This is a genomic window from Geobacter sulfurreducens PCA, from assembly GCF_000007985.2.
GTDB classification, from domain to species: Bacteria; Desulfobacterota; Desulfuromonadia; order Geobacterales; family Geobacteraceae; genus Geobacter; species Geobacter sulfurreducens.
The window spans coordinates 3,523,975-3,547,122 of record NC_002939.5; the positions used below are offsets into that span (position 1 = coordinate 3,523,975).

Sequence of the window (23,148 nt, forward strand, 5' to 3'; positions counted from 1 at the left end):
GAGGGGACCATGTTCCGCCTGCTTTTTGCCATAACCATCCTGCTGGCCCTGTCTCTGCCAGGAACAGCCCTGGCGCTCACCTGCACCATCAAGGGGTGCCACCCGTTCCTGCAGGACCTGAAGAACCTCCACGCGCCGGTCAAGGAGGGGAAATGTCTTTCCTGCCACGTTCAGAAGGAAGAGATGCATCCCTATCCGGGACTGAAGGCGTTCGAGCTGAAGGCGAAAGGAGTCGACCTCTGCTACCTCTGCCATGACAAGCTGGCCATGGGCCCCGTGGTCCACGGGCCGGTCAGGGACGGCGACTGCACCGCCTGTCACCGCTATCACGGGGCTTCCGGCCCCAAGCTCCTTGACATGGGCGAGGACCAGACGGCGTTCTGCACCGGCTGTCACGACGAGGGCGAGTTCCGGCGCCACTATCAGCACGGGCCGGCAGCGGTCGGCGACTGTACGAGCTGTCACACCCACCACAGCTCCACGGAGAAAAAGCTCCTCAAGGAGCAATCCCGACAACTCTGCCTCTCCTGCCATAATGACTTCGCCCAGACCATGGCTAAGGCACCCCGGGTCCACCCGCCGGTGAGCAACGATGCCTGCACCTCGTGCCATAACCCGCACAGCTCGGCAAGCCAGTTCGTACTTAAGGAAAAGATGCCCGACCTCTGCTATGGCTGCCATTCGGCCATGGCCACCAAGGTCCCGAACGTCAAGGTGCCCCACAAGCCCATCAGCCAGGCCAAGAGCTGCGGCAGCTGCCACTCGGCCCACTTCTCCCCGGCCAAGGGGCTGCTCGCCGTGGACCAGAAGAATCTCTGCCTCGGATGCCACGGTCAGGACGGCCTCCACTCAAGCAAAGTATTCCGGGAGTATTCGGGACTGCCGCTGGTAAACATGAAAAAAGCCCTGGACAAAAAATCCCAGCTACACGGCCCTATCAACGATGGTGCCTGCGCCGCCTGCCACTCGCCCCACGGCAGCGACAATTTCCGCATGCTGGTCAAGAGCTACCCGGCTCCCTTCTACGTGCCGTACAAGGAAGGGCTCTACGACCTCTGCTTTTCGTGTCACGACAAGAGCATGCTCAAGTATCCCGACACCACGCTCTATACCAACTTCCGCAACGGCAAGCAGAACCTCCATTACCTCCACGTGAGCGACAAGCGCAAGGGAAGGACCTGCCGGGCCTGCCACGACGCCCACGCCGTCAACGGCCGGAAGCTGATCGGCGCCGATGGGGCCGTGTTCGGCAAATGGAAGATCCCGACCCGATTCAAGACCACGGCCACGGGCGGGAGCTGCGCCCCCGGCTGTCACCGGCAGTTGTCCTACGACCGTGAAAAGCCGGTTTCCTACACGCCCCAGAAAGAAGCCCCTAAAGACGCGACGAAAGAGGTCCCCCAGACACCACCCCCGACCAGCGACGCCGCTCCTTCCGGCCAAACGAAATAGGTTTCTCTCCCGCCGTCGGACTGACTCCGCGCCAGCCCGGCCCCCCAGACAAGGGGCTGGGCTGGGCGATTTGCCTCAGCCTCCCCGCACCGCTCTGCGTGAATTGCCCCGTATTGCCCTGTCGCATGCCACCGCGAGATCCGTTTACACTTTTTCCGCCCTCGGCTTAAGCCAGATAACACGGGCACTTGAAAGCCGCCACCTGCCGTAACCCTGCCGCCCGCCGCAACTGGGGCATATTTACTGCATATTCGAATATCTAATTTAATTAAAACTTTCACGCAATGACGCATGCAGTGCTGTACGCTACTCCGGTCGGGAACAGGCACCTGCTGCATGCGGCACCCAGTGAAGGCCACTGTGATGGACGAAGGGGGCAGGTGATGAAACTGAGGCGATGTATCGCGTCGCTGGCGACCGTGGGGATGCTCGCCATGCTGTTGGTCCAGGCGGAGCCCCGACAGGTCACGGGCAGCGGCTATAGCGCGGAGACCGGCAAGAGACAGCGGCCGGCCCCCAAAGAATCCGGGTCGGCAGACAAGGCAATACGAAAGCGATGGCTCGTCCAGTTCAACGGTCCGGTCCGGCCTGAGCAGCGACGGCAGTTGGAGGCGCTCGGCTGCCGTATCGGCGATTACATGCCCACGAATGCGTTTGTTGCGCTCATGGACGACAAGGCGGCCAAAAGAGTTGCCCTTCTCTCATTCGTCGAGGACATCACCCGATTTGCACCGGCCGACAAACTGGTGGGCACGGCGCGGAAGGACCTGACGGCGGCACCGACGTCCGAGATCCGGATCCGGAAGGTGCTCCGGGTGGACGACCCCGCCGACCGGGCAGCGGTCATTGCCGCCACCCTGCGGGGAAATGGCCGGATACTGAACGTGGGTGCACGCACCATTACCGTGGAGGTACCGGAGGAGCTGCTCGCCCCCCTTGCCCAGCAGGAGGAGACAGCCTGGATCGGCGAGGTCGGGGAGTTGCGGCTGCACAACAGCGATGCTGCCTGGGTGGTACAGACCAATGAGGTCGATAATCGTACGATCTGGGAGAAGGGAATTACCGGCGCGGGGCAGATCGTCGGTATCGCCGACTCGGGGGTCGACTACGACATGCCCTGGTTCGCCGATCCGAACGGCGCTCTTCCCGGGCCGGGACACCGCAAGATCGTGGGGTACGACGCCACTCTGGGAGACAACCACGATGTGGCCGACGGCCACGGCACCCACATCGCCGGGACCATCTGCGGCGACCGGGGGCCCGGCATGCCCGGCAACGGCATTGCACCCGGCGCGCGCATCCACGTCCAGGACCTGGTCGGCACCGACGGCACGCTGACCGGCAGCCTGGAACTGGAAACCGTGCTGAAAAAAGCCTATGACAGCGGAGCCCGGATTTTCAACGGTAGTTGGGGGGTCGATAGCGGGAACTACGACGCCCTCGCCGCGGCCCTTGACGACTTTTCCTGGCGGCACAAAGATTTCCTGGCCGTGTTCGCCAACGGCAACGGCGGCCCGGCGGAGCAGACGGCAACCAGTCCGGCCATAGCCAAGAACGCCACCAGCGTAGTGGCAACCGGCAACGGAACCGATGCCGCCACGGTCAGCGCCGAAAGCAGTGTCGGCCAGGCTCCGGATGGCCGTGCCAATCCGTCGGTGGGCGCTCCGGGCCAGGGTGTGGTCTCGGCTCGCTCCGACGGCCTTCTCGGCAGCGGCAACAGCGGCACCATGGCCATGTCGGGCACCTCGGTGGCAGCGGCGGTCACCTCGGGAGCAGCCGCGCTCATCCGCCAGTACTTTACCGACGGCTTCTTCCCCACCGGCAGCCCTGTCGCCACCAACAAGCTGCAGCCCTCGGCAGCACTGCTGAAGGCAGTCCTCGTGAACAGCGCCGAAGCGCTCCTCTCGGACGACCCCGGCGACTCGTGCCCCTCGAAGAGGGGCGGCTGGGGGCGCCCCAAACTGATCAACACCCTCTTTTTCAACGGTGACAGCCACTCCCTGGAAGTAGTCGACGGGGGTACAGGGCTGGAAACCGACGGCGTCTGGCAGCGGCTCTACTTCTCCCCCGGCGGCAGAAGGCTCAAGATCACACTGGCCTGGACCGACGCCCCGGCGGCACCCGGTGCCACGTCCCCTCTCACCAATGACCTGAATCTGGTGGTTGTCGCACCGGACGGAACGACCTACCTGGGCAATGATCTGAACTGTTCCCACGGCGACTATGAATCACGGACCGGCGGTTTCTCCGACAGGGTCAACGTTGAAGAGCAGGTGGTCATCAAGCGGCCCGTGGCCGGCACCTACCTGGTCAAGGTGATCGGCGCCAGCATTCCGGTGGGTCCCCAGCCCTTCGCTCTGGTAATGACCGGGGTCACCGGGGTCACCTCGGACGGCCGGATCGCCCTGACCAACAGCACTAACGGCACCCTGGAGGCGCCGGGACAGGTGTCGGTCATGGTGACCGACCGGGATATCAACCGCGATGCCTCAGCGATCGAGACCATGACGGTGGACCTGCTCGGCGAGACCGAGAGCAACCCGGAGCAGGTGGTCCTCACCGAAACCGGCCCCAATACCGGGACCTTCACCGGCACCTGCCGGATCGCACTCGGCGGCACCGCCATCCATGACAACGGTGCGCTGGAAGCGCGCCATGGCGAGACGATCAGCGCCCGCTATACCGATGAAATCAACCTGAGCGGCTATCCCCGCCTCGTGAGCGTGTCGGCCCGGATTGTCGACAGCGTGCCGCCGACGATCTCGGCGGTTGGCGTCGGAGCCCAGCTCTCCGAAACCTCGGCGACCGTAGCCTGGACCACCGACGAACCCGCAGACTCGAAGGTCAGCTACGGCTCTGACGGCTCCCTGGGTCTCAGTGTCATCGACGGAGCCTTTGTCTCGAACCATCTCCTGGCACTCTCAGGTCTGTCGGAAGGACAGGACTATTTCTTTTCCGTCACCTCATCCGACGCCGCCGGCAACGTCTCCACGGATACCAATGGCGGCAACAACTATACCTTCCGCACCGCCAGCCTCCCGCCGTCCCTGGAGGTCTTTTGCTCGGCGGAAAACAACGAGACCTATCTCCCGACGGTCAGGGTCTTCGGCACCGCCACCGATCCGGCCGGAATCGACCGGGTGACGGTCAACGGCCAACCAGCCGTCTGGCGCGCCACCGATGGCTACTACGAGGCCACCGCCTCCCTGGTGCCCGGCAGCAACACCATTACCGTAATCGCGACGGATACGCTCAACAACCCGGCCGGGCAAACCCTGACGGTCAACAGGACCCTGCCCCCCTTTGATCTGCTCGTGACGTCGGTCGTCTCTACCACGAACCTCCTGCCAAGCTCGGCCATCAGGGTGGACGGGACGGTGCGGAACGAAGGCACCGCGGATGCCCCGTCGGCGGAGGTTGCCTTTTACCTCTCCCGCGGCGGGGCTGCCGCCGGCATCCCCCTCGGCAGTATCCCGATCTCACCCATCCCGGCGGGCCAAAGCGGCGCAGTTTCCTTCACCGCCAGCTTGCCTCCGGAAGTCGTACCAGGAGTTTACTTCATCGTCGCAACCGTCGACCCCGCCGACCAGGTGGCCGAAGCCCGGGAGGACAACAACTCCCTGACCGGCAATCCGGTTACGGTGGGCCGCCCCGATCTGGTACCGCTGACGGTGAGCAACACAACCCTCATGTCGCCGGGAGGCACCATTTCGACGAGCCTGTCGGTGCGCAACGACGGAGCCGCCAGCGCACCCGTTTCAACAGTCGCTGCCTGGCTTTCGGTCGACACGAACCTCTCCGGCGACGATATCCTGATCGGTACCGCCCCCGCCGCCGCTCTGTCTCCCGGCGCGTCAACCACGGTCGGCATCAGCGGCGTCCTCCCGCCAGGCATCCAGTCGGGCACCCTGAACATTATCGCGGTCGTCGACGCCTTGGGTGAGGTGGCAGAGGCGGACGAAAACAATAATCGGGCAACCGGGCAGCCTCTTACCATCGGCACGGCAGAACTATCCGTGACTACGGTAACGATGCCGGCCAGCATTGTCCGGGGCTCGACCGCCTCCGCCACCGCAACCGTCGCCAATACGGGTCACTATGCAGCAACCGGCGTGCGCGTCGGCGTCTATCTCTCGTCCGACACCGCCATCACCACCTCCGACATGTTTTTGGGGAGCGGCGTCATTGCATCCCTGGAACCCGGGGCATCGGCGCCGGTGAGCATACCAGTTCCCATAACGGACATCGTTGCCGCGGGGACATGGTATGTGGGCGCCGTGGTCGACGATCTCGGGATGATCGCAGAATCCGACGAGGGCAATAACGCCCTGGCCGGCAATCAGGTCGAGATCCTGGCGGACGGCCTTGACCTGACCGTTCAGGGTGTGACCGCGCCAGCCTCCGGCACCACCGGTCAACCGGTCACCATTACGGCAACGGTTGCCGCCACCATGCCGGCGGCGGCATCCGCGGTCCAATTCTTCGTCTCGCGTGATCCGGTCATAACCAGCGCCGATACGTATCTGGCCACCAAGGCGGTCGGCTCCTTCGGCGCCGCAGGCGCACAGACCGTCACTGCCACCGTGACGCTTCCCACGACGCTGACCAGCGACACCTGGTATCTCGGTGCCATTGCCGACGCCTATGGAGTGATTACCGAAATCAATGAAACCAACAACGCCTCTGCCGGCCGTGCCATTACGGTTAACGGTCCCGAGCTTGTCGTGGAATCCCTTACTTCCGCCTCCGACACGGCTTACACGGCGGGCACCGTCAGCCTGGCCAGCACCATCAGGAGCATGGCCGGCGCCGCACCCACCCACCGGGTAGAGTTCTATCTCTCCACCGACCCGGCAATCACCACCTCCGACATTTACCTCGGCTACCGCACCGCGTCCCTCCCCGCGGGGGGAAGCAGCACGGCGACCACAATCCTGACGATCCCCCGCTACCTGACCGGGGGAGACTATTACATCGGTGCCATCGCAGACCCCGGCAACGTCATTGCAGAGGCGAACGAGAACGACAACTCCCTGGGCATCCCCCTGCACATCATCGGCCCCGATCTCCAGGTAGACGGCCTGAGCCTCCCCGGCAGCGCCCTGTCAGGGGTCCCCCTCACCATTTCCAGCCGGGCATTTTCGACCCAGGGCGGATCCGGAAGTTTTACGGTCGACTTCTACCTTTCCTCAGACCAGACCATTACTACCGGCGACGTGTACCTTGGCCGCCGCACGGTGAGCAGCCTGGCTGTGGCCGGAGCGAGCACCGCAACGGCCACGGTGACGATTCCGAATTACGTCTTCACGGGCCGCTATTACGTGGGCGCCATCGTGGACCCCTACAATTACGTGAAAGAGGAAACGGAGACCAACAACTCGACCGGGACAGACCAGGCAGTCGCCGTGGAGGTAACGGGTGCCGAACTGGCACTAGCGTCTCTCTCGGCACCGGCCTCGGCCAAGCCCGGCGAAACCATCGCCGTGGTCAACGCCCTTGCCACTACGGCAGGCTCGGCGCCCTCATCGTACATGGAGTTCTACCTGTCGACCGACAGCATCATCACCGCGGCCGACCGCTATCTCGGAGGCCGCACCGTCTCAGCCCTGCCCGCGGGGGGGGCCAACAACGCCGCAACCGGCCTGAAGGTTCCAGCGGACATCCTGCCCGGGACCTACTACCTCGGCGCCGTGAGCGACCCCTACAACACGGTCAGGGAGGCCAACGAGGCTGACAACACCCGAACCGTGCAGCTCACCGTCACCGGAAGGGATCTGACGGTCGAGGCACTGAGCGGGCCGGCCGCCGCCCTCGCGGGGGCGACCATCGGAGTCGCCAATGCCGTGAAGAGCGCCGGCGGCGCAGTGCCGGGCTTCGATGTCACCTTCTACCTGTCGCGCGATGCCGTCATAACCCGCTCAGATGCCTACCTGGGGACCCGCTTCGTATCCGGCCTGGACATCGATGGCGCGAACACGGTGACTACCACCCTCAAGCTCCCCAATGATCTGGAGGGCGGACGCTACTACCTGGGTGCCATCGTCGACGGTGGCAACCTGATCCCCGAGACCGACGAGAGCAACAACGCATCGGCTGCGGCCCCCATCGACCTGGTTGGCGCCGACCTCGCGGTCTCGGCGCTGACCGCGCCGGCTACGGCCAGTGCCGGCGAAACGATCTCCGCCCAGGTGATCGTCACAACCCGTGCCGGCGGCTCTCCTTACTCGCTCGTTAACTATTACCTGTCAACCGACGAGACTGTCTCGCCAGACGACATCTATCTGGGAGTATCCACCATACCTTCACTGGGCCCGGGCGGCGGCGCCACTGTCGGCAAGTCGGTGAAACTGCCCGCGGACATGGAGCCGGCAACCTACTACCTGATTGCCGTTGCAGACCCTGCCAATGCAGTGGCAGAGGCGGATGAAACCAACAATACCTCTCAACCGCGCGCCATTGCGGTGACTGTACCCTAACAACCCTTATCCTGAACGCAAAAGAGCCCGGCCCCGGTCGGGCTCTTTTGCGTCCCCCCCAGAGAGTCTGGTGCCCCTGAGTGATTTCACCCGCCCACCCTCAAAGGTGGTGGAAATCCCCCGACCGGAAAGCCATCGGTATTTACGAAGAGCAAACGGCCCATTTCATGACATTCAAATAAAGCAATAATTTCAAATTATTAAACCAAATATTTAAAAATATAAATTCATCACCATAAATGGCACCGGCGTTGCTATATATCTGACAAAGCCTGCCAAGCGGGGTCCTTTGGGGGAAGGGCACCAATTCATTACATGCGGGCAACAGATTCGAATGAACGAAGAAGGGGAAAGAGAGCTGAGCACTGTAATTCAATTTAAGGCAGAGAAAGGAATGAACATCATGAAAAACAGAATTCTTACCGTAGTCTGCGCCGCCGCCCTTTCCGCAGGCGCCTTGGCCGGCGTGGCCCTCGCCAAGCAGACCTACACCCCGGGAACCGGCGTGTCCAACTCGCCGCACAACATCAACAACGTGGTAACCAACGGTGACGAGTACGGCCGGGTCTGTGCCTACTGCCACACCCCGCACCATGCCATCGTCAGCGGCGCCATTGCCGAGTACAACCCGCTCTGGTCCCACCAGGTGAACGAAGAAACCTATACTCCCTATGCATCCCGGACCTTTGACGGCGGTTCTGTCGACAACATGCAGTCCGACCCGCTCGTCGGTCCCAGCCGTCTCTGCATGAGCTGCCATGACGGCGTCATCGCCGTAAGCCAGCACTATGGAACCGCTCCGGCTGCGGGCAACGGCTCCGCCGCCGTGGGTGACAACTGGAACGAGATCAGCGTCGGCGACCTCGCTTTCGGTGAAGGCCTCACCAACGATCACCCGATCGGGTTCGATTACGATGCGGTTGCCTCGACCGACAAAGGGAACGGCACCCTCGGCTCCGGCATCAAGGCTGCCAACACCCAGTTCTCCGTGACCCTGGCCGGTACGGGCGTTAACTATGCCGGTACCCATGACCGGAAGATCTCCGATCTTATGTACAACAACGGCAGCAAGAACATCATGACCTGCGCCAGCTGCCACGACGTACACAACAACGAGAACCCTGAGGACTACCTCCTCATTAACAAGCAGGCCGGCTCCCAGATCTGCCTCACCTGCCACAAAAAGTAACCGGCACTATTCCGGCACTACTGTTGCAACAGAAAAGGCCGCTGCCTTGTCGGGCAGCGGCCTTTTCACCAACACAATCATATAAAAACCGTAATAATACGAATTTACAACTGGTTATCATCCTCCACCCTATTCCGAGGAGGTTTTCATGAAGCCGCGTTTCGCCGTAGCCCACCGTCCTTTCACACAAGCTGCCCGGCTGTTCCTGCTCTGTTCGCTGCTCTGGATCAGCGGATGTGCCGGTAAAACCGGCACTGCGGGAAAGACCTTTTTTCCGCCGCCTCCCAACCTGCCCCGGCTCCAGTACCTGATGGGGATTGCCAACTCGACCGATGTGGAAGGGAAGGATTCATCGTTTTCCCTCTTCGGGGGATTGGCCGAGCAACGCGAAAAGATCCGCTACATCGTGAAGCCGTACGGCATTACCGAGGCCGGCGGCAAGCTCTACGTGAGCGATGTGGGAACCGCCCAGATCGTCGTCATCGACCTGCCGGGCAAAAAATTCGAGCTGCTCAAGGGGGCTGCCGGACCTGGCAAGCTGACCACTCCGGCCAACGTGGCCGTGGACAAGGACGGCTTCATCTACGTGGCCGACGCGGGCCGGAGAGAGGTGGTGGTATTCACGCCGGAAGGCGATTTCCTCAAGGCCATCGGCGGGGACCGGGACATGAAGCCCGTGGATGTGGTCGTTAGCGGCGACCGGGCCTTCGTGCTCGACATCAAAAGCAGCGATATCAAAGTGTTCAACGTCAAGAGCGGCCAGTATCTCGAAAGTTTCGGCACAGCGGGCGGCCCCTTCGAGCGGCTCGCCATGCCCATCAACCTGGCCATGGACTCCAAGGGGTTTCTCTATGCCACCAACGGGGTCAGCGGCAGAGTCCTCAAATTCGACCGGGACGGCAACCTGCTGCTCTCCTTCGGCCAGATGGGTGATGGCTTCGGCCAGTTCGCCCGCCCCAAGGGAATCGCGGTGGATCCCACCGGACTGATCCACGTGGTTGACGGCGGACATCAGAACGTTCAGCTCTTTTCGGATACGGGACGCCTGCTCCTCTTCTACGGCGACGCGGGCAAGGATAGCACCGCATCACTGAATCTCCCGGCAGGGATCGCCTATTCCACGGCCAACCTGGAGTACTTCCAGAAAATGGCGGACTCTTCCTTCAAGCTGGACGGCGTGGTGTTCGTCACCAACCAGGGGGGGAAAGCGAACAAGGTGGCCGTGTACGGGTACGGCAAACGCGAAGGGATCGATTACGAGCAGGAGTACGAGAAAATCCGCAAGGAACTGGAAGAGCGTGCACGGAAAGCCCGCGAAAAGGAGGCCCAGGAGGGGAAGAAGGCTGGCCAGGCCGAACCCAAGGCTGCGGAACCCGCCGCGAAGTAGCCTGATGAGGCGCGCATCGGCATGAGAAGGTCTGTTGCTGTGATATGGCTGTTGCGGGTGGGGCTGGGTGCCCTTGCACTCTGCCTGACCGCCTGCGACCCCGTGGTGCGCCACAAGACCCTGTCCACCATCTTCGACGGGGTGCCGACGCTGCCGCCCACTGACGAGTACTGCGTCGACTTCGCCCGGCAGTATCACCAGGAACAGTTGGGACTGGCCAAAGTGGAGGTCAAGGAGGAAGGACCCAAGGGGTCCACCCACCTGCCCTACGGCGAGAAACGCTGCGCTGACTGTCACGGCTCCGACAAGGACAAGAGCGGCGGGTTGGTGGTGCCCAAGCAGGAACTCTGCTTCAAGTGCCATCCCGGTTTCCTCAAGGGCGCATTCCAGCATGGGCCTGCAGCCGTGGGTGATTGCCTCGCCTGCCATCTCCCCCACGCCGCGCCGAACCCGGACCTGCTCGGAGCGCCGCGGGACCAGATATGCGGCCGCTGCCACACGGAAGAACGGCTTACCAACCGGATGCACGACCGCCTGAAGGACAGCAAGATCGCCTGCGTCGAGTGCCATGACCCCCATGCCAGCGACGCCCGCTATCTGCTGCGCTAGGCACCGGCCATGGAACTATGGGGAAATGCAGCGAGGGGCCCGATAGGCGGTGGCATACGCATTGCCGCCGCGCTCATGGTGCTGCTCGTGCTGTCCTTCCCCTGCCCGGCCGACGCGGCACGGCTGACGCTGTTGCGCTTCGGCAAGCTGACCCAGAACATCAGCCTGGGGTATGAATTCGATCAGCAGTCGAGCCAAAGCGACGGGGGAACCAGCCTTGACTCCACGTCCCACCGCTTCGACGAGCGTTATCGGGCCGCGTTCCGCTATGCTGTCCTCTCTCCGCGATTGTTGAACGGTTCCGTCAGGGTCGGCGCCAACCTCGAACAGGAAAACGAAGAAACCACCAACCGTTCCGCCTCCGACGGTTCGAGCCATCAATTGGAGTACAACGTAAACGGCACCTGGTTCCAGCGCAGTTGGTATCCGGTCACCTTCTTTACCTATCAGCAGTACAACAGGGTGCGCCAGGCATTCACTCCCTCCTACGACATCAAGACCGACGGCGTCGGCGCGACCCTGAGCCTCCAGAACAACTACGTACCCACCCTGTTCAACTACAGTCTCCGCTCGAACGCTACGTCGGGGGCAGGAGCCGACACGGAGAACACCATCGAAGCCTTTCTTCTGTCGTTCTCCCACAACTACCGGAGCCTGTCCAACGCAACGCTGTCGCTGTCCCTCAACAAGAGTGACACCGTCACCAAGGGAGAGGCAACGACAACCTCTTCGGACACGCGCAGCGTCGTGTTCAAGCATCTGCTCAATCTGGGGACCACCGATCTCACCCGCACCCTCAACACCCTCGCCAGCTACGTCGACGAGACCGGCACGGTCCGGAATCACACCCTGGAGTTGAACGAAAGTCTCGACTGGTGGGTGGGCAAGGCGCTCCAAACCCACGCAATCTACATTCACCGCGACCGCACCTTTGCCGACAGAAAAACGGTGGAGGACAGCGGGGTCGGCTGGATTCAGCATCGCCTCTATAAGAGCCTCACTACCCGCCTCGACCTGCGGGGCAAGAACACCACCTTCGACAACAACGGCTCCATCACCGAGATCGGTGGCGGAGGAACCATCGACTATGAAAAAAAGCTGCCCGAAGAGAGCAGCCTGCTGGTGGGGGTGGGCTACAATTACGGGATCACCGACAACAAACTGGGCGCCGATGCCCTGCCGGTAATCAATGAACAGACCACGGTGCCGGACCTTCCCCCCTACGAACTTGTGATGGGACAATTGGACGTTAACCCCGACAGCATCGTCGTCCGCAACCGGGAACGGACGTTCATCTACACCCCCGGCACCGATTACCAGGTTGTGACCGATGGCCGCGAGACCCGGATCGTCTTTCCGCAGATCCCCACGGTCGGCCCGTTTCCGATCACCGCGGGAAGCATCCTCTCCATCGATTACGAATACCGGATTGCCCCCTCCATCACCTATAGCCAGAGCGTCTATACCGGCTACGCTACCCTGTCGCTCTTTCAGGAGCGGCACCGCTTGTTCGTGCGAATCACCGACAGCAGCCAGGACGTCCTGGAAAACCGCGGGGCCGGGTCCCCTCAGCTCAGCGACTACCGGACTCTCAACCTGGGGTTTGAAAGCCGTCGGGAGTTCCTGAGTTACGGTGCTTCGTACCTCCGCATCGATTCGGACATCAACCCGAGCCAGACCTTCGAGGGCTACTCGCGCTACGTGCGCTCCTTCGGCCGGGACCTGGTGCGACTGAACCTTCGGGAGCGCTATACCCTTCATGACAACGGGGATGACCGCACGGAGTCCAGCTACACCAATACCCTCAACCTGACGGGGGAATACCTCCGTCCGGTCACCAACTGGGCGACCATGCGCCTGATCGGGGACTACCTGATGGTGCGGGGACGTTCTCCCAGCGATGAAGTGAGTGCTTCGGTCGAGCTCAATGCCCAGTTCGGACGAACCGAACTGTCCCTCTTCTCGGAGCTGGCCTGGAAGTTTTTGCCCCAGAACACGAACCGCAGCACTGCCATCAGGCTGCAGATCAGCAGGTCGTTCTAACCGAGCGGACGAAAAGGAGCACACATGGAGCAATCAGTCCCGGCACGCGGCACATCCCCTGCACGCCGGCTTGCGACCGCGGCCAGGCACTGCCTGGTCCTGGCCGTGGCGAGCATCCTGGCCGCCTGCACGACCATTACGGCCGTAACACCGAACGAACCGGAGCAACGGCTGGTCTGGCCGGGACCGCCGCTCCAGCCGCGCATCGAGTGGGTGCGCGAAGTCTATAACCAGAAGGGGCTCGGGGTATCTCCCGGGTTCTGGGGCAGGATCGCGCGGTTCGTACTGGGCGAGAAGGAGGAGCGATTCATTCGTCCCCACGGAATTCTGGCCGATGAACAGATCTTCGCCTTGGTCGATTCGGGCGCCGGGCGAGTGCACCTGATTGATCTGAAGCGAGGGACCTATCGGCTGCTGCCGGAGGAAGGCAAGACCCCGATGGTCTCACCCATCGGGATAGCCCGGGACAGCCGGGGAGCGATCTATGTAACCGACTCCGGCACCGGCCTGATCCACCGCTTTTCCGACGACGGCGACTCTTTCGTCGCGCTGGACCTCCGCCCGCTTCACCGCCCCACCGGCATCGCCTTCAACCCGGTAACGGGCCTGCTGTACGTGGCGGAAACCGGCGCCCACCGGATCGTAGCCTTCGATTCGGCGGGCAAGGAAACCCTGCGCATTGGCGGGAGCGGCATGGAGCCCGGCGCCTTCAACTTCCCCACCGACCTGGCCGTGATGGCCGATGGACGCCTTCTGGTAACCGACTCCCTCAACAGCCGGATTCAAATCTTCACGGCAGACGGGAAGCCGGCGGGAAGCTTCGGCGAGGCCGGGGATACTCCCGGTCGCTTCACCCGCCCCAAGGGGGTCGCAGTGGACAGCGAAGGGCATATCTACGTCTGCGACAGCCAGCAGGACATGGTTCAGATCTTCGACGAGACGGGCCGGCTGCTCCTGGCCTTCGGCGACAAGGGAAGCCTCCCCGGCCAGTTCTGGATGCCTTCCGGCATCCATATCGCCAATGACATGATCTATGTCTCCGATACGTATAACCAGCGGGTACAGGTCTTCCGCTACCTGAAGGAAGAGCCCTGGGGGCAGGACCCCCACACCCCCGACTAAAGGTGGACACCATGGCAGCACGACCCATGATAACGGCACTGGTCTTCTTCCTGGGAACGGCGGCCCCGGCGGCGGCCCTCTCTCCCTCCCTGAGCGTGACCGATTCTCACAACCGCCACAACCTGTCCGTAAGCGGCCCGGGGCTCACCGGTGCGACCCGCGCCTCCACCGAAGAGCGGGTCTGCATTTTCTGCCATACGCCCCACCACGCCACGAGCATAACCCCCCTCTGGAGCCGCGAGTTGTCCAGCGCGCTCTACACCCCCTACGACTCGTCGACCCTCAAGGCAATCCAGAAACCGGGCCAGCCTACCGGCGCATCCCGTCTTTGCCTGGGGTGTCATGACGGCACCATCGCCCCCGGCATGCTCTCGGGGGGCAAGATGATCGCGGGGCTGCCGACCCTGCCCACGAATGTGCGCTCGAACCTGTCCACTGATCTCTCCGACGACCATCCCATTTCCTTTCCCTATGCCGGATCCATCTCGGTCGCCGCCGTGCTCCGGCTGCCGGCCGAACTGCCGCCCGAAATCTCGCTCGAAGACGGCAGAATCGAATGCACCAGCTGCCACGATCCCCACAAGGACCGCTACCCTCCGGCTGATCATCCGCAGAAATCGGGGAAATTCCTGGTGCTCGACAACAACAATTACTCGGCCCTCTGCACCGCCTGCCACAGCCGCGCCGGGCTCACGGAGGGCGCCCACTACCTGCCGGGCGATCCCTGCGAAAGCTGTCACCAGGTCCACCGGGCCGATCAGCCGGCACGGCTGCTGAAGGGAGCCAATGTGCAGGAGACCTGCGTCCTCACCTGCCACAACGGAACCGGCACGGTGGAAACATCCGGGACCGACATCCGCTCCGCATCGGTCTTCGGCAAAGCTCATCAGACCGGCCGGCTCGTTCTTTCCGGCAGGCACGACGCCGACGAGAACCCCCTCGACTTCGAGCCGTCACAGCCGCACGTGGAGTGCGTCGATTGCCACAATCCCTGCATCACCCGTCATGAATCAACACCTCTTGCTTCGCCGCCGACGCTGAACGGCCGGCTCGTAGGGGTTACCATCGCCAAGTCGCCCGACGGCATCAAGACTTACGCCGACAGCGAATATGCCATCTGCTACAAATGCCACGGCGACCGGAGTTTCGTGCCCCCGGCCGTGCCCCGCAGGGTCCAGACCGGTGACCAGAGCCTCCGCTTTGCCCAGGAAAACCCCTCGTATCACCCGGTATCGGCGCCGGGCAAAGGGATGAGCGTGCCAAGCCTGCGCTTTGAAATCGTCGGGTTCAGGCCCGCTCGGACCCTCTCCATCTCAAGCCTCATCTACTGCACCGATTGCCATTCGAGCAACAAGGGCAGCAAGGTGGGGGGGAGCGGCGCATCCGGACCCCACGGCTCCGATTACCAGCCAATCCTGATGGACCGCTACGAGCACGACACCTATCCCCTCGCCTATGCCGAGAGCAACTACTCCCTCTGCTTCCGTTGCCATGACCAGACGATTCTGCTGGACCCGGGCCGATCGGCGTTTCCGCTCCACCAGTCCCACCTGGTCAACCATCAGGTACCCTGCTCAGTCTGCCACGACCCCCATGGCGTTCCCCTGGTTCTGGGGGGCACCACGGCTGCAAACAGCCACCTGATCAACTTCGATACCCGCTTCGTCACCACCGGCAGCTATGACTCTCCGGGTCGCAGCTGCACCGTGAGTTGCCACTCGGCCAACCCGAGAACCTACTGAGATACCCCCCAGAATCGCCCGGCGGTTCTGGGGGATTTCCCCCGTACCCCCCAGAAACATAGGGTGAATATACCCCACTCCCCCCCGTTTTCCTGTCCATTGGCTCTTCACCATTAGTCCACAAGATTTACGAATATTTTATATATCAAGACGTTTCGCGGTTTTATCACTTTTTTGCTCATATTTATTCGCCGAGGCATGATAGGTGCAATTTCATATGTGCTCTCTTCCCCAGACCGGCAGTTATCGGACTACTTCCCGGCCGTCCCCCCAGACGCCCGATGAAGCTCCGGTGCTGGCCGGAACCATTTGCACGGCGGATTCGGGACACTGACACCCGCCACCGGCATCGTAACGCGCCCTCTCGACACGGGACCACCGTGCGGCAGGGTGCGCGAACCCAACCATACGCGAGGAGAAAGGTATATGAAGAGAAACCGGAGACACCCGGCCGCCGGCCCGGTGCTGATCTCGGGAGCCGCACTGATAGTGGGGCTTGCCAGCGGATCGGCAACGGCTGCCTATAACGCGGCCCACAAGGACATCGTCCTGAAGAATGCGGCGGGATCTGCCATCAAGGCAACCGACACCGTCAACGCCTTCAGCATCAAGAACACCTGCTTCGGCACCGCCGGCTGCCATGGCGACACCAATGCCGGCGGCACCCTCAGATTCAGCTATGACGACATCGAGCGCCACTCCTACCATGCCCAGCTCGGTGCCAATGAAATTCGCGGCTGGAACCCCTGGAACCCCGACTCTGCCGACGCCTTCCGCAAAGGAGCCGGACCGGTGGGTAAAAACTGGGTCCAGAGCCCCGGCCACGTGGGCTCATGGTGACCGCCTTCCGCTCGCCAGTTGGCGAGACTGTACAATGACGGCGCAGGAACCGCCTACGACTCGGCAAATGCCAAGTTTATCGACAACCTCTTCGGCTGGACCAACTACCTCGCGGGCACGAAAAACCTGAACGGCGCCTTCGAGCCGTTCAACTTCGGCTCGGCTGCCGGATTCAAGAGCAAGGTTGACAACTCCCTTGCGGGCGAAATGCGCGACTGCGGTGAGTGCCACGTCGGCGGCGGTCTGATGGAGTACATGAGCAATACCATTCCGACCAGCGACTACACCGGCGGCGTCAGCTACGACCCCGCCAAGCGCACCTCCTATCGCGATGTGGTCTTCGGCGGCCTCTTCACCGCCTTCAACGCCCTCATCGACGTCTTCAACCCCGATCCTGCCCGGCGCGGCGACGTGGTCATCAACGACTACGCCCAGACCGGCGTCATGGAGATGGATTGCCTCATTTGCCACTTTGAAGGTTATGACTGGGAGAAGCGGAAGGAAGCCGTCCGCAAAGGTGAATTCGATGCCTCCCGCGCCCTCGGCTCCGGCCTGGCCACCTCGGCGGCTAGCGGCGTCCAGGTAACCTACGACACTAACCTGGTCAAGACAAATGCCAGCGGCGATCTGGTTGTGGACCTCTCCGCCAAGCTGAGCCCGGTCCCGCCGGCCGACAACTGCGCCTCTTGCCACCTGTCCCAGTACAACGTCGACTGGAAGAAGCGCGGCGACATGTGGATCGAAGGCACTGAAGCCCACTACGGCATCGGCTGCATGGGCTGCCACCAGCGCAAAGACGCGGCGAGTCCCACGGTCGGCACGAGCGGCCTGGTGAGCAGCACCACGCTCGGTCTCTGCGACCCGGCCAAGGGTGGCGCGTCCCCCTTCGACGCCATGTGGAACAAGCTCGACAAGTCTCAGTTCAAAGAGTGCGTGGACTGCCACGCTCCCACGAGCACGCCGACCTACGACACCTACAATGCGCCCAACCCGGTTTCAGCTCACGCAATCAAAGGGCTGACCGACAAGATCGCCTTTGATAAGGACGGCAACTCGGTAAGCCACATCGAACTGATCGACTGCTCCGCCTGCCATATCAGGAAGTCGGGCTTCACCGGCGGCGCCTTCGTCGACGGCACCGGCGCCGATGAAGAAGGCCGCCTGGCGCTGCACGACGAGCCCCAGGTATCCCGCGACATGACAAACGGCGTTGCCCTCCACTGGCTCGGCGGCAAGCTCTATTCCGCCAACCTCCTCACCTCCTTCTTCTGGCGCGACGTTAACGGTCTCGCTGCCGGCCTCGACGTCAACAATGACGGCCGGACCGCCGGGATGGATGCCCTGCTCCAAACCCACGTGAACGACATCAACCTCGCAGCCGGTCTGCAGGCGCTCACCAAGGACGGCATCGTTACCCCCGCCGAGATCACTACCAGCATCAACGCCCTGAAGGGCAACAGCCTCGGCACGGGCGGCGGCGACACCGGCATCAAGGCCTACCTGGGCATCGACGATCCGACCAATGCCAAGGTCTTCCTGCCCAAGCTCTCCTTCCTGATGGTCCCCTTCAAGTCAAGCCACAACATCGCCAGGGGCTCCGAGGCATGGGGTGCGAAGGGCTGCAAGGAATGCCACGCCGACGGCGCCGGGTTCTATAACGGCACCTATCCGGTCAACGGCAACATGGAAGGCAAGTTCAACTACAGCTCGGCCCAGGCGGCGACCTTCACCAAGGTCAATGGCCTGTCAGACCCCAGCGACAGCCATCCCAACGTCGTGACCAAGAAGGGCGACCGCAGCATGCCGGTCCAGATCATCACCGCGGACAACCCCTACTCCACGACTGCGGTCAACGCCAACGCCACGATCAGGAACATCGACCGGAGCGAAATGCTCTACGAAGCCACCTTCAAGGCCGTCAACACGGCATGGTATGACGAGACCGCTCCCATCATGGGCGCAACCCGTCCGGCCGCCTGTTCCGGCGCGACCAGCCCCTTCTACTGCGCGGCTCCCGGCGGCGCGGCAGCCAAGGCCGGCGCCACCTCCACCCTCGGCTGGCTGCTGAAGATCGACACCACTGCCGACAACGGCGCCACCGTTGTTTCCCGCACCAAGCAGATCTCCAGCGACATGGTCGCCAGTGTCGACGACATCATCACCAACCTGGGCGCCACCTTCACCGGCGGCTTCGAGTTCACCATGGTCGCCATCGACACCAACAGCGACTCGGTGAACGACGCCCTGAAGATCACCGCAAAGCCCGGCTACAAAATCCGCATCAACGCCCAGTGTGACGCCGGTCCGTTCGGCTTCGCCGGGTCCCTCTACCAGGCCGACCCGATCGTCCGCGCCGCCGGCACCTTTGCCGGTCGCACCGCCTACGTGGGTTACCTGAATGCCATTGGTTCGGCTCCTGCGGCCGTCATCGCCACCGTTGGCACCACCGACGCCACCGGCAACCCGGCCGAGATCACCGTAACCCAGGGCAATGTAGCCCTTACCGCAGCCGCAGCCGGTGCCCTCCCCGCGGACAAGTACTCCTATTCCTGGACCTGCTCCGATGCGGCCGGTACCAGCGAAGGCCAGTCAGTGACCCGTGCCTTCAACAGCCTCGGCACCTACGACCTGACCCTGCGGGTGAAGAACCTCTACACCAACGAAGAGAAAGTCGACCAGATCAAGGTCAAGGTCACTGCTCCGGCTCCGGCCGCGGGCGTCGCCGTGGCCGCCGCCGGCATCTCCTACAACAGCCCCTCCGCCGGCTACGCCATCATCCCGCTCACCATCACCGGCGTGACCTTCAACAAGGTCAAGGTCGTCTGGGGTGACGGCAACACCACCATCTACACCACCTCCGACGCAAACTTCGTCCTGCCCTCCCACAAGTTCTGGGGCTACCCGGCGAAGAAATCCTTCACCGCCAAGGTCTATGTCTACAACGGCACCACCCTGGCGGCGCAGAACGATAACATTACTGTGCTGTTTCCCTAATCCGTCTCACCTGTAATGCTATTCGCCCGGGGAGGTTCCTCCCCGGGTTTTTTTCATGGTCCCGCTCATCTCTTCAACACACACAAAAAAAAGCGCTGCCCAGAGGACAGCGCCATAACAAGAAAGAAGCCGGAAGCGGGTTCCGGGTGCGGCCTACTGCTCGTTGCCCCTCCAGCTCTCCAGGTCGATGAGCCCGAGCCGGGCGGCGTAGCGGACAAGCTCCAGCTTACTGTGCACCTGGAGCTTCCGCATGAGGTTGGTCCGGTGGTTCTCCACCGTCTTGAGGGTCAGTTCAAGGCTCTCGGCGATCTGTCTCGACGTAGCGCCCTCCACGATCATCCGCATCACCTGTTGCTCACGGGGCGTCAGCAGGGTGTACCGCTCATCGGCCGAGCCGCCTCCATCAGCCTGCGACCCGCTGAATATCCTCTGCACCACCTCCTGGGAAACCTGCCCGTCCAGAAAGAACTCGCCGCGGCTCAGGGCGTCCATGGCCTGAATCAGCCGGGCACTGGTGGCTTCCTTGACCACGTAGCCGCTGGCTCCGGCCTTAAAGGCGTCGGCGATGAACTCATAGCGCGGATGCATGCTCACCATGAGAATTTTCACGTGGGGAGCCACACGGTGGATCTCCCGCGCCGCGTCGATGCCGCTCATGTCCGGCAGCGAGATATCCATGGTGATCAGGTCGGGCCGGCACTTTTCCACCTGGCGCAGGGCCTCGCTGCCGCTGCCCGCCTCTCCCACGGCCTGGTAATCGGCGCTGCGTGAGACGAGCCCCTTGAGACCATCCCGGAACAAGGGATGGTCATCCACGATCATGACCCGCTTCTTAGCATACATAGAGTGATTTCCTCCCGCGCACCGGGTAGGGGAGGCTCGGCCGCCCCTTCGCGGCAGTGGTTCGGCCCGGCGGGGCCTTGCGGAACGGGACCTCCACGGTCACCGCCGTTCCGAGACCGGGGAGGGACGCGATCTGGAACGTGCCACCCAGCAATTCCACCCGCTCCGCCATGCTGATGAGTCCCAGGTGGTGCCCCGAGAGCTCCGCGTAGTCTTCCATGGAGAAGCCGCCGCCGTTATCCTCGATCTGGAGCCTTACCGTGGGATGCGATGCCACCAGCCGTACCATTACCCGGGTGGCGTCAGCGTGTTTCACCACGTTGTGCAGGGCCTCCTGAAAGATCCGGTACAGGTTGATTTCAGTATCCGACTCAAGCCGCACGCCGAGCATGGTCCCGCACTTGAGCTCGATGTCGAGCGAATGGGTAGTTGCCGCTTGGGTGCACTGCTGCCGGATCGTCTCGGCCAGCCCCAGCCGCTCAAGGGTCGAGGGATGAAGACCGGCGCAGAGGCGGCGAATGGTGTGGATGGAATTATTCAGTGATTCGCTCAGATACCAGAGGCGATCCTGCACATCGTGCGACGGCTGGCGCAGATCTTCGGCCAGCGTATCGAATCCGATCTTCAGCGCATTGAGGAGCTGCCCCAGATCGTCGTGAAGTTCCCGGGAAAGGCGCTTGCGCTCGCTCTCCTGGGCGTGCAGGAGTCGCTGGGAAAGCATCCGGCTGCGCTGTTCCGCCTCCTTGCGGGCTGTAATGTCCCGCCGTACGCCCAGCTTGGCGGGGGCACTCATGCCGGGAATCCGGACCGCAAGTTCAATGGTCGAATACCAGGCGTTGCGCTTTTCATCAAAGAATTCACGGCACACGGGCTTGTCGGAGGAGAGCACTTCTTCCAGGGTGCAGTCGGGGCATGGCTCACTGCAGCCGCGGCAGATGCGGTAGCAGGGATCAGAGCTCACATCGCCGTAGGCACCGGCGCGCATGGCCCGGTTGGCGTAAATAACGTTGTAGTCGCGCCCCACTACGTACACGCTGTCATGCATGGCGTCAAGGACCAGCCGGAATGTCTCCTGACTGATGTGCATGGCTTCGCCGATCAGTTTGCAGTCAGTGCGGTCATGACAGACGCCGAGGATGGCCGGTCGCCCGTTCAGGCGGATGCGGCGCGCCTCCATTTCCAGCCAGACCGGCGTACCGTCCATGTGGGCAAAGGGCTGGCCCCAGGCAACCGATGACGGCTCACCCGCCAGCAGCTCCGCGTGGATTCTGCCGACGATCTCCTTGCCCTCGCCGTGGGGCAGGATGTCATCAAGCTCCCTCATGAGAAGGGACCCTGCATCACCATGCCCGAACAGCTGCGCAAAACGCTCATTCAGATAGACCACCCGGTCGTCCTGGAGGACATAGATACCGTCGGAGAGATTATCGACAATGGCGGCAAAAAGGGAGTCGTCCTGAAGCGCGAGCATGAGCGGATACCTCCGCAGGTTTGGAGTATCCCCCGGGCGGGGGGTGACGGCGAATAACACCGAATCAACCGACATATACAAATATATAGCAATTTACCTGCCGTTACTGCCCCCCTAGACAAATGACGACACATCAATATGTTACACACAATGCCCCTGAAACCGGGTGGGTTATTTCACCCACTGCGGGGGATATTCCCCTCCTGCGAACCATCCGCTACCCCATGCCCCTCCGCGCGCCTGGGCTCCCTCCCCACACCGACTGGGGGGTTCGCCTTAGACGATATGAGGTGGACCATTACATTAATTTAACCGATAGCCCTTTCCGTGACGGACGTGACCTCTCCATTCGTTCATCGCAATATCAATATGTTGCATTTTTTACTGTGAACAACAACCGTGAAACCGCACCAGGCACCGCGGTTTCACGGCGCGATTCCTCTCGATTTTCCCACCCCGGGCGCACGAGTCGGTATCAGGGTTGCTTAATGCACGACAAGCTCTCTTTTCAAGCGTCGACAGCCCCCACTGCCGACGGCCGGTCGCCTCGGGCGGCCATACCATGAAAAGGAAAGGAAAGGAACATGAGGAACAAGAAACCAACAGGACCGCTCCTTGTGGCAAGCATGACCGCCGCAGGTCTGGCGGTCGGGGCGGGAATCGCCCTTGGTGCCCACCCGGTGCCGATCCAGTTGAAAACGTTTGAAGAAGTCGCAGCACAGTACGGTGCCCCGGTCATGCCGGTCATGGTTGACCCGGTCACCAAGAAGGGCTTCCCCTACAGCCCGAAGCAGACCTGCGGCGGGTGTCACGACTACAACAGCATTTCCGACCACGCCTTCCACTCGGCCCAAGGCCGCAGTGAATGGGTCGACACGGCCAACGGAGCCTTCGACGCCACCAAGGCCAAGCCCTGGACCCAGGGCACGGCCATGTATGGCAAATGGTGAAGCCCCTCGCTTCGCCAGGTGGCGAACTTA

The 23,148-nt window shown here is 62.5% G+C and carries 13 protein-coding genes; 11 read left to right on the top strand and 2 right to left on the bottom strand.

Annotation, left to right across the window (positions count from 1 at the left end; genetic code table 11):
* Positions 1 to 9: 9 nt before the first annotated feature.
* From GS_RS16140 to GS_RS16185, 10 genes are all read left to right on the top strand, one after another.
* Positions 10 to 1,452, top strand: a complete 1,443-nt coding sequence (locus GS_RS16140) for a cytochrome c3 family protein (protein WP_010943836.1) — start codon at positions 10 to 12, stop codon at positions 1,450 to 1,452.
* Between the two features lie 383 nt (positions 1,453 to 1,835).
* Positions 1,836 to 7,928, top strand: a complete 6,093-nt coding sequence (locus GS_RS16145; RefSeq protein ID WP_010943837.1) for a CARDB domain-containing protein — start codon at positions 1,836 to 1,838, stop codon at positions 7,926 to 7,928.
* Positions 7,929 to 8,331: 403 nt separating this feature from the next.
* Complete coding sequence (locus tag GS_RS16150) at positions 8,332 to 9,117, top strand: cytochrome c3 family protein (RefSeq protein WP_232008929.1); 786 nt, start codon at positions 8,332 to 8,334, stop codon at positions 9,115 to 9,117.
* Positions 9,118 to 9,265: 148 nt separating this feature from the next.
* Positions 9,266 to 10,504 (top strand): SBBP repeat-containing protein, encoded by a 1,239-nt coding sequence (locus tag GS_RS16155; protein WP_010943839.1) that lies wholly within the window; start codon positions 9,266 to 9,268, stop codon positions 10,502 to 10,504.
* 21 nt (positions 10,505 to 10,525) lie between these two features.
* Positions 10,526 to 11,113, top strand: a complete 588-nt coding sequence (locus tag GS_RS16160) for a cytochrome c3 family protein (protein ID WP_010943840.1) — start codon at positions 10,526 to 10,528, stop codon at positions 11,111 to 11,113.
* Positions 11,114 to 11,188: 75 nt separating this feature from the next.
* Positions 11,189 to 13,156 carry a hypothetical protein gene (locus GS_RS16165; protein WP_235044927.1) on the top strand — a complete coding sequence of 656 codons (1,968 nt, stop codon included), beginning with the start codon at positions 11,189 to 11,191 and terminating at the stop codon, positions 13,154 to 13,156.
* Positions 13,157 to 13,180: 24 nt separating this feature from the next.
* Positions 13,181 to 14,278 carry a 6-bladed beta-propeller gene (locus GS_RS16170; RefSeq protein ID WP_010943842.1) on the top strand — a complete coding sequence of 366 codons (1,098 nt, stop codon included), beginning with the start codon at positions 13,181 to 13,183 and terminating at the stop codon, positions 14,276 to 14,278.
* An 11-nt stretch (positions 14,279 to 14,289) separates the two neighbouring features.
* Complete coding sequence (locus GS_RS16175; protein WP_010943843.1) at positions 14,290 to 16,020, top strand: cytochrome c3 family protein; 1,731 nt, start codon at positions 14,290 to 14,292, stop codon at positions 16,018 to 16,020.
* Positions 16,021 to 16,446: 426 nt separating this feature from the next.
* Positions 16,447 to 16,860, top strand: coding sequence for a cytochrome c (locus GS_RS16180; RefSeq protein WP_010943844.1), 414 nt, complete (start codon positions 16,447 to 16,449; stop codon positions 16,858 to 16,860).
* 18 nt (positions 16,861 to 16,878) lie between these two features.
* Positions 16,879 to 19,854, top strand: a complete 2,976-nt coding sequence (locus GS_RS16185) for a PKD domain-containing protein (RefSeq protein ID WP_010943845.1) — start codon at positions 16,879 to 16,881, stop codon at positions 19,852 to 19,854.
* 153 nt (positions 19,855 to 20,007) lie between these two features.
* Here the strand turns inward: GS_RS16185 and GS_RS16190 are convergent, their stop codons facing one another.
* Both GS_RS16190 and GS_RS16195 read right to left on the bottom strand, forming a co-directional pair.
* The gene (locus GS_RS16190) at positions 20,008 to 20,697 is read right to left on the bottom strand and encodes a response regulator (RefSeq protein WP_010943846.1); all 690 of its coding nucleotides are present in this window, start codon (positions 20,695 to 20,697) and stop codon (positions 20,008 to 20,010) included.
* A complete protein-coding gene (locus GS_RS16195) occupies positions 20,687 to 22,168 on the bottom strand; it encodes a PAS domain-containing sensor histidine kinase (RefSeq protein WP_010943847.1) in 1,482 nt (493 codons plus the stop codon). Before GS_RS16195 ends, GS_RS16190 begins: the two co-directional genes overlap by 11 nt.
* Before the next feature lie 584 nt (positions 22,169 to 22,752).
* Between GS_RS16195 and GS_RS16200 the strand changes: the two genes are divergently transcribed.
* The gene (locus GS_RS16200; protein ID WP_010943848.1) at positions 22,753 to 23,118 is read left to right on the top strand and encodes a cytochrome c; all 366 of its coding nucleotides are present in this window, start codon (positions 22,753 to 22,755) and stop codon (positions 23,116 to 23,118) included.
* Positions 23,119 to 23,148 lie beyond the last annotated feature (30 nt).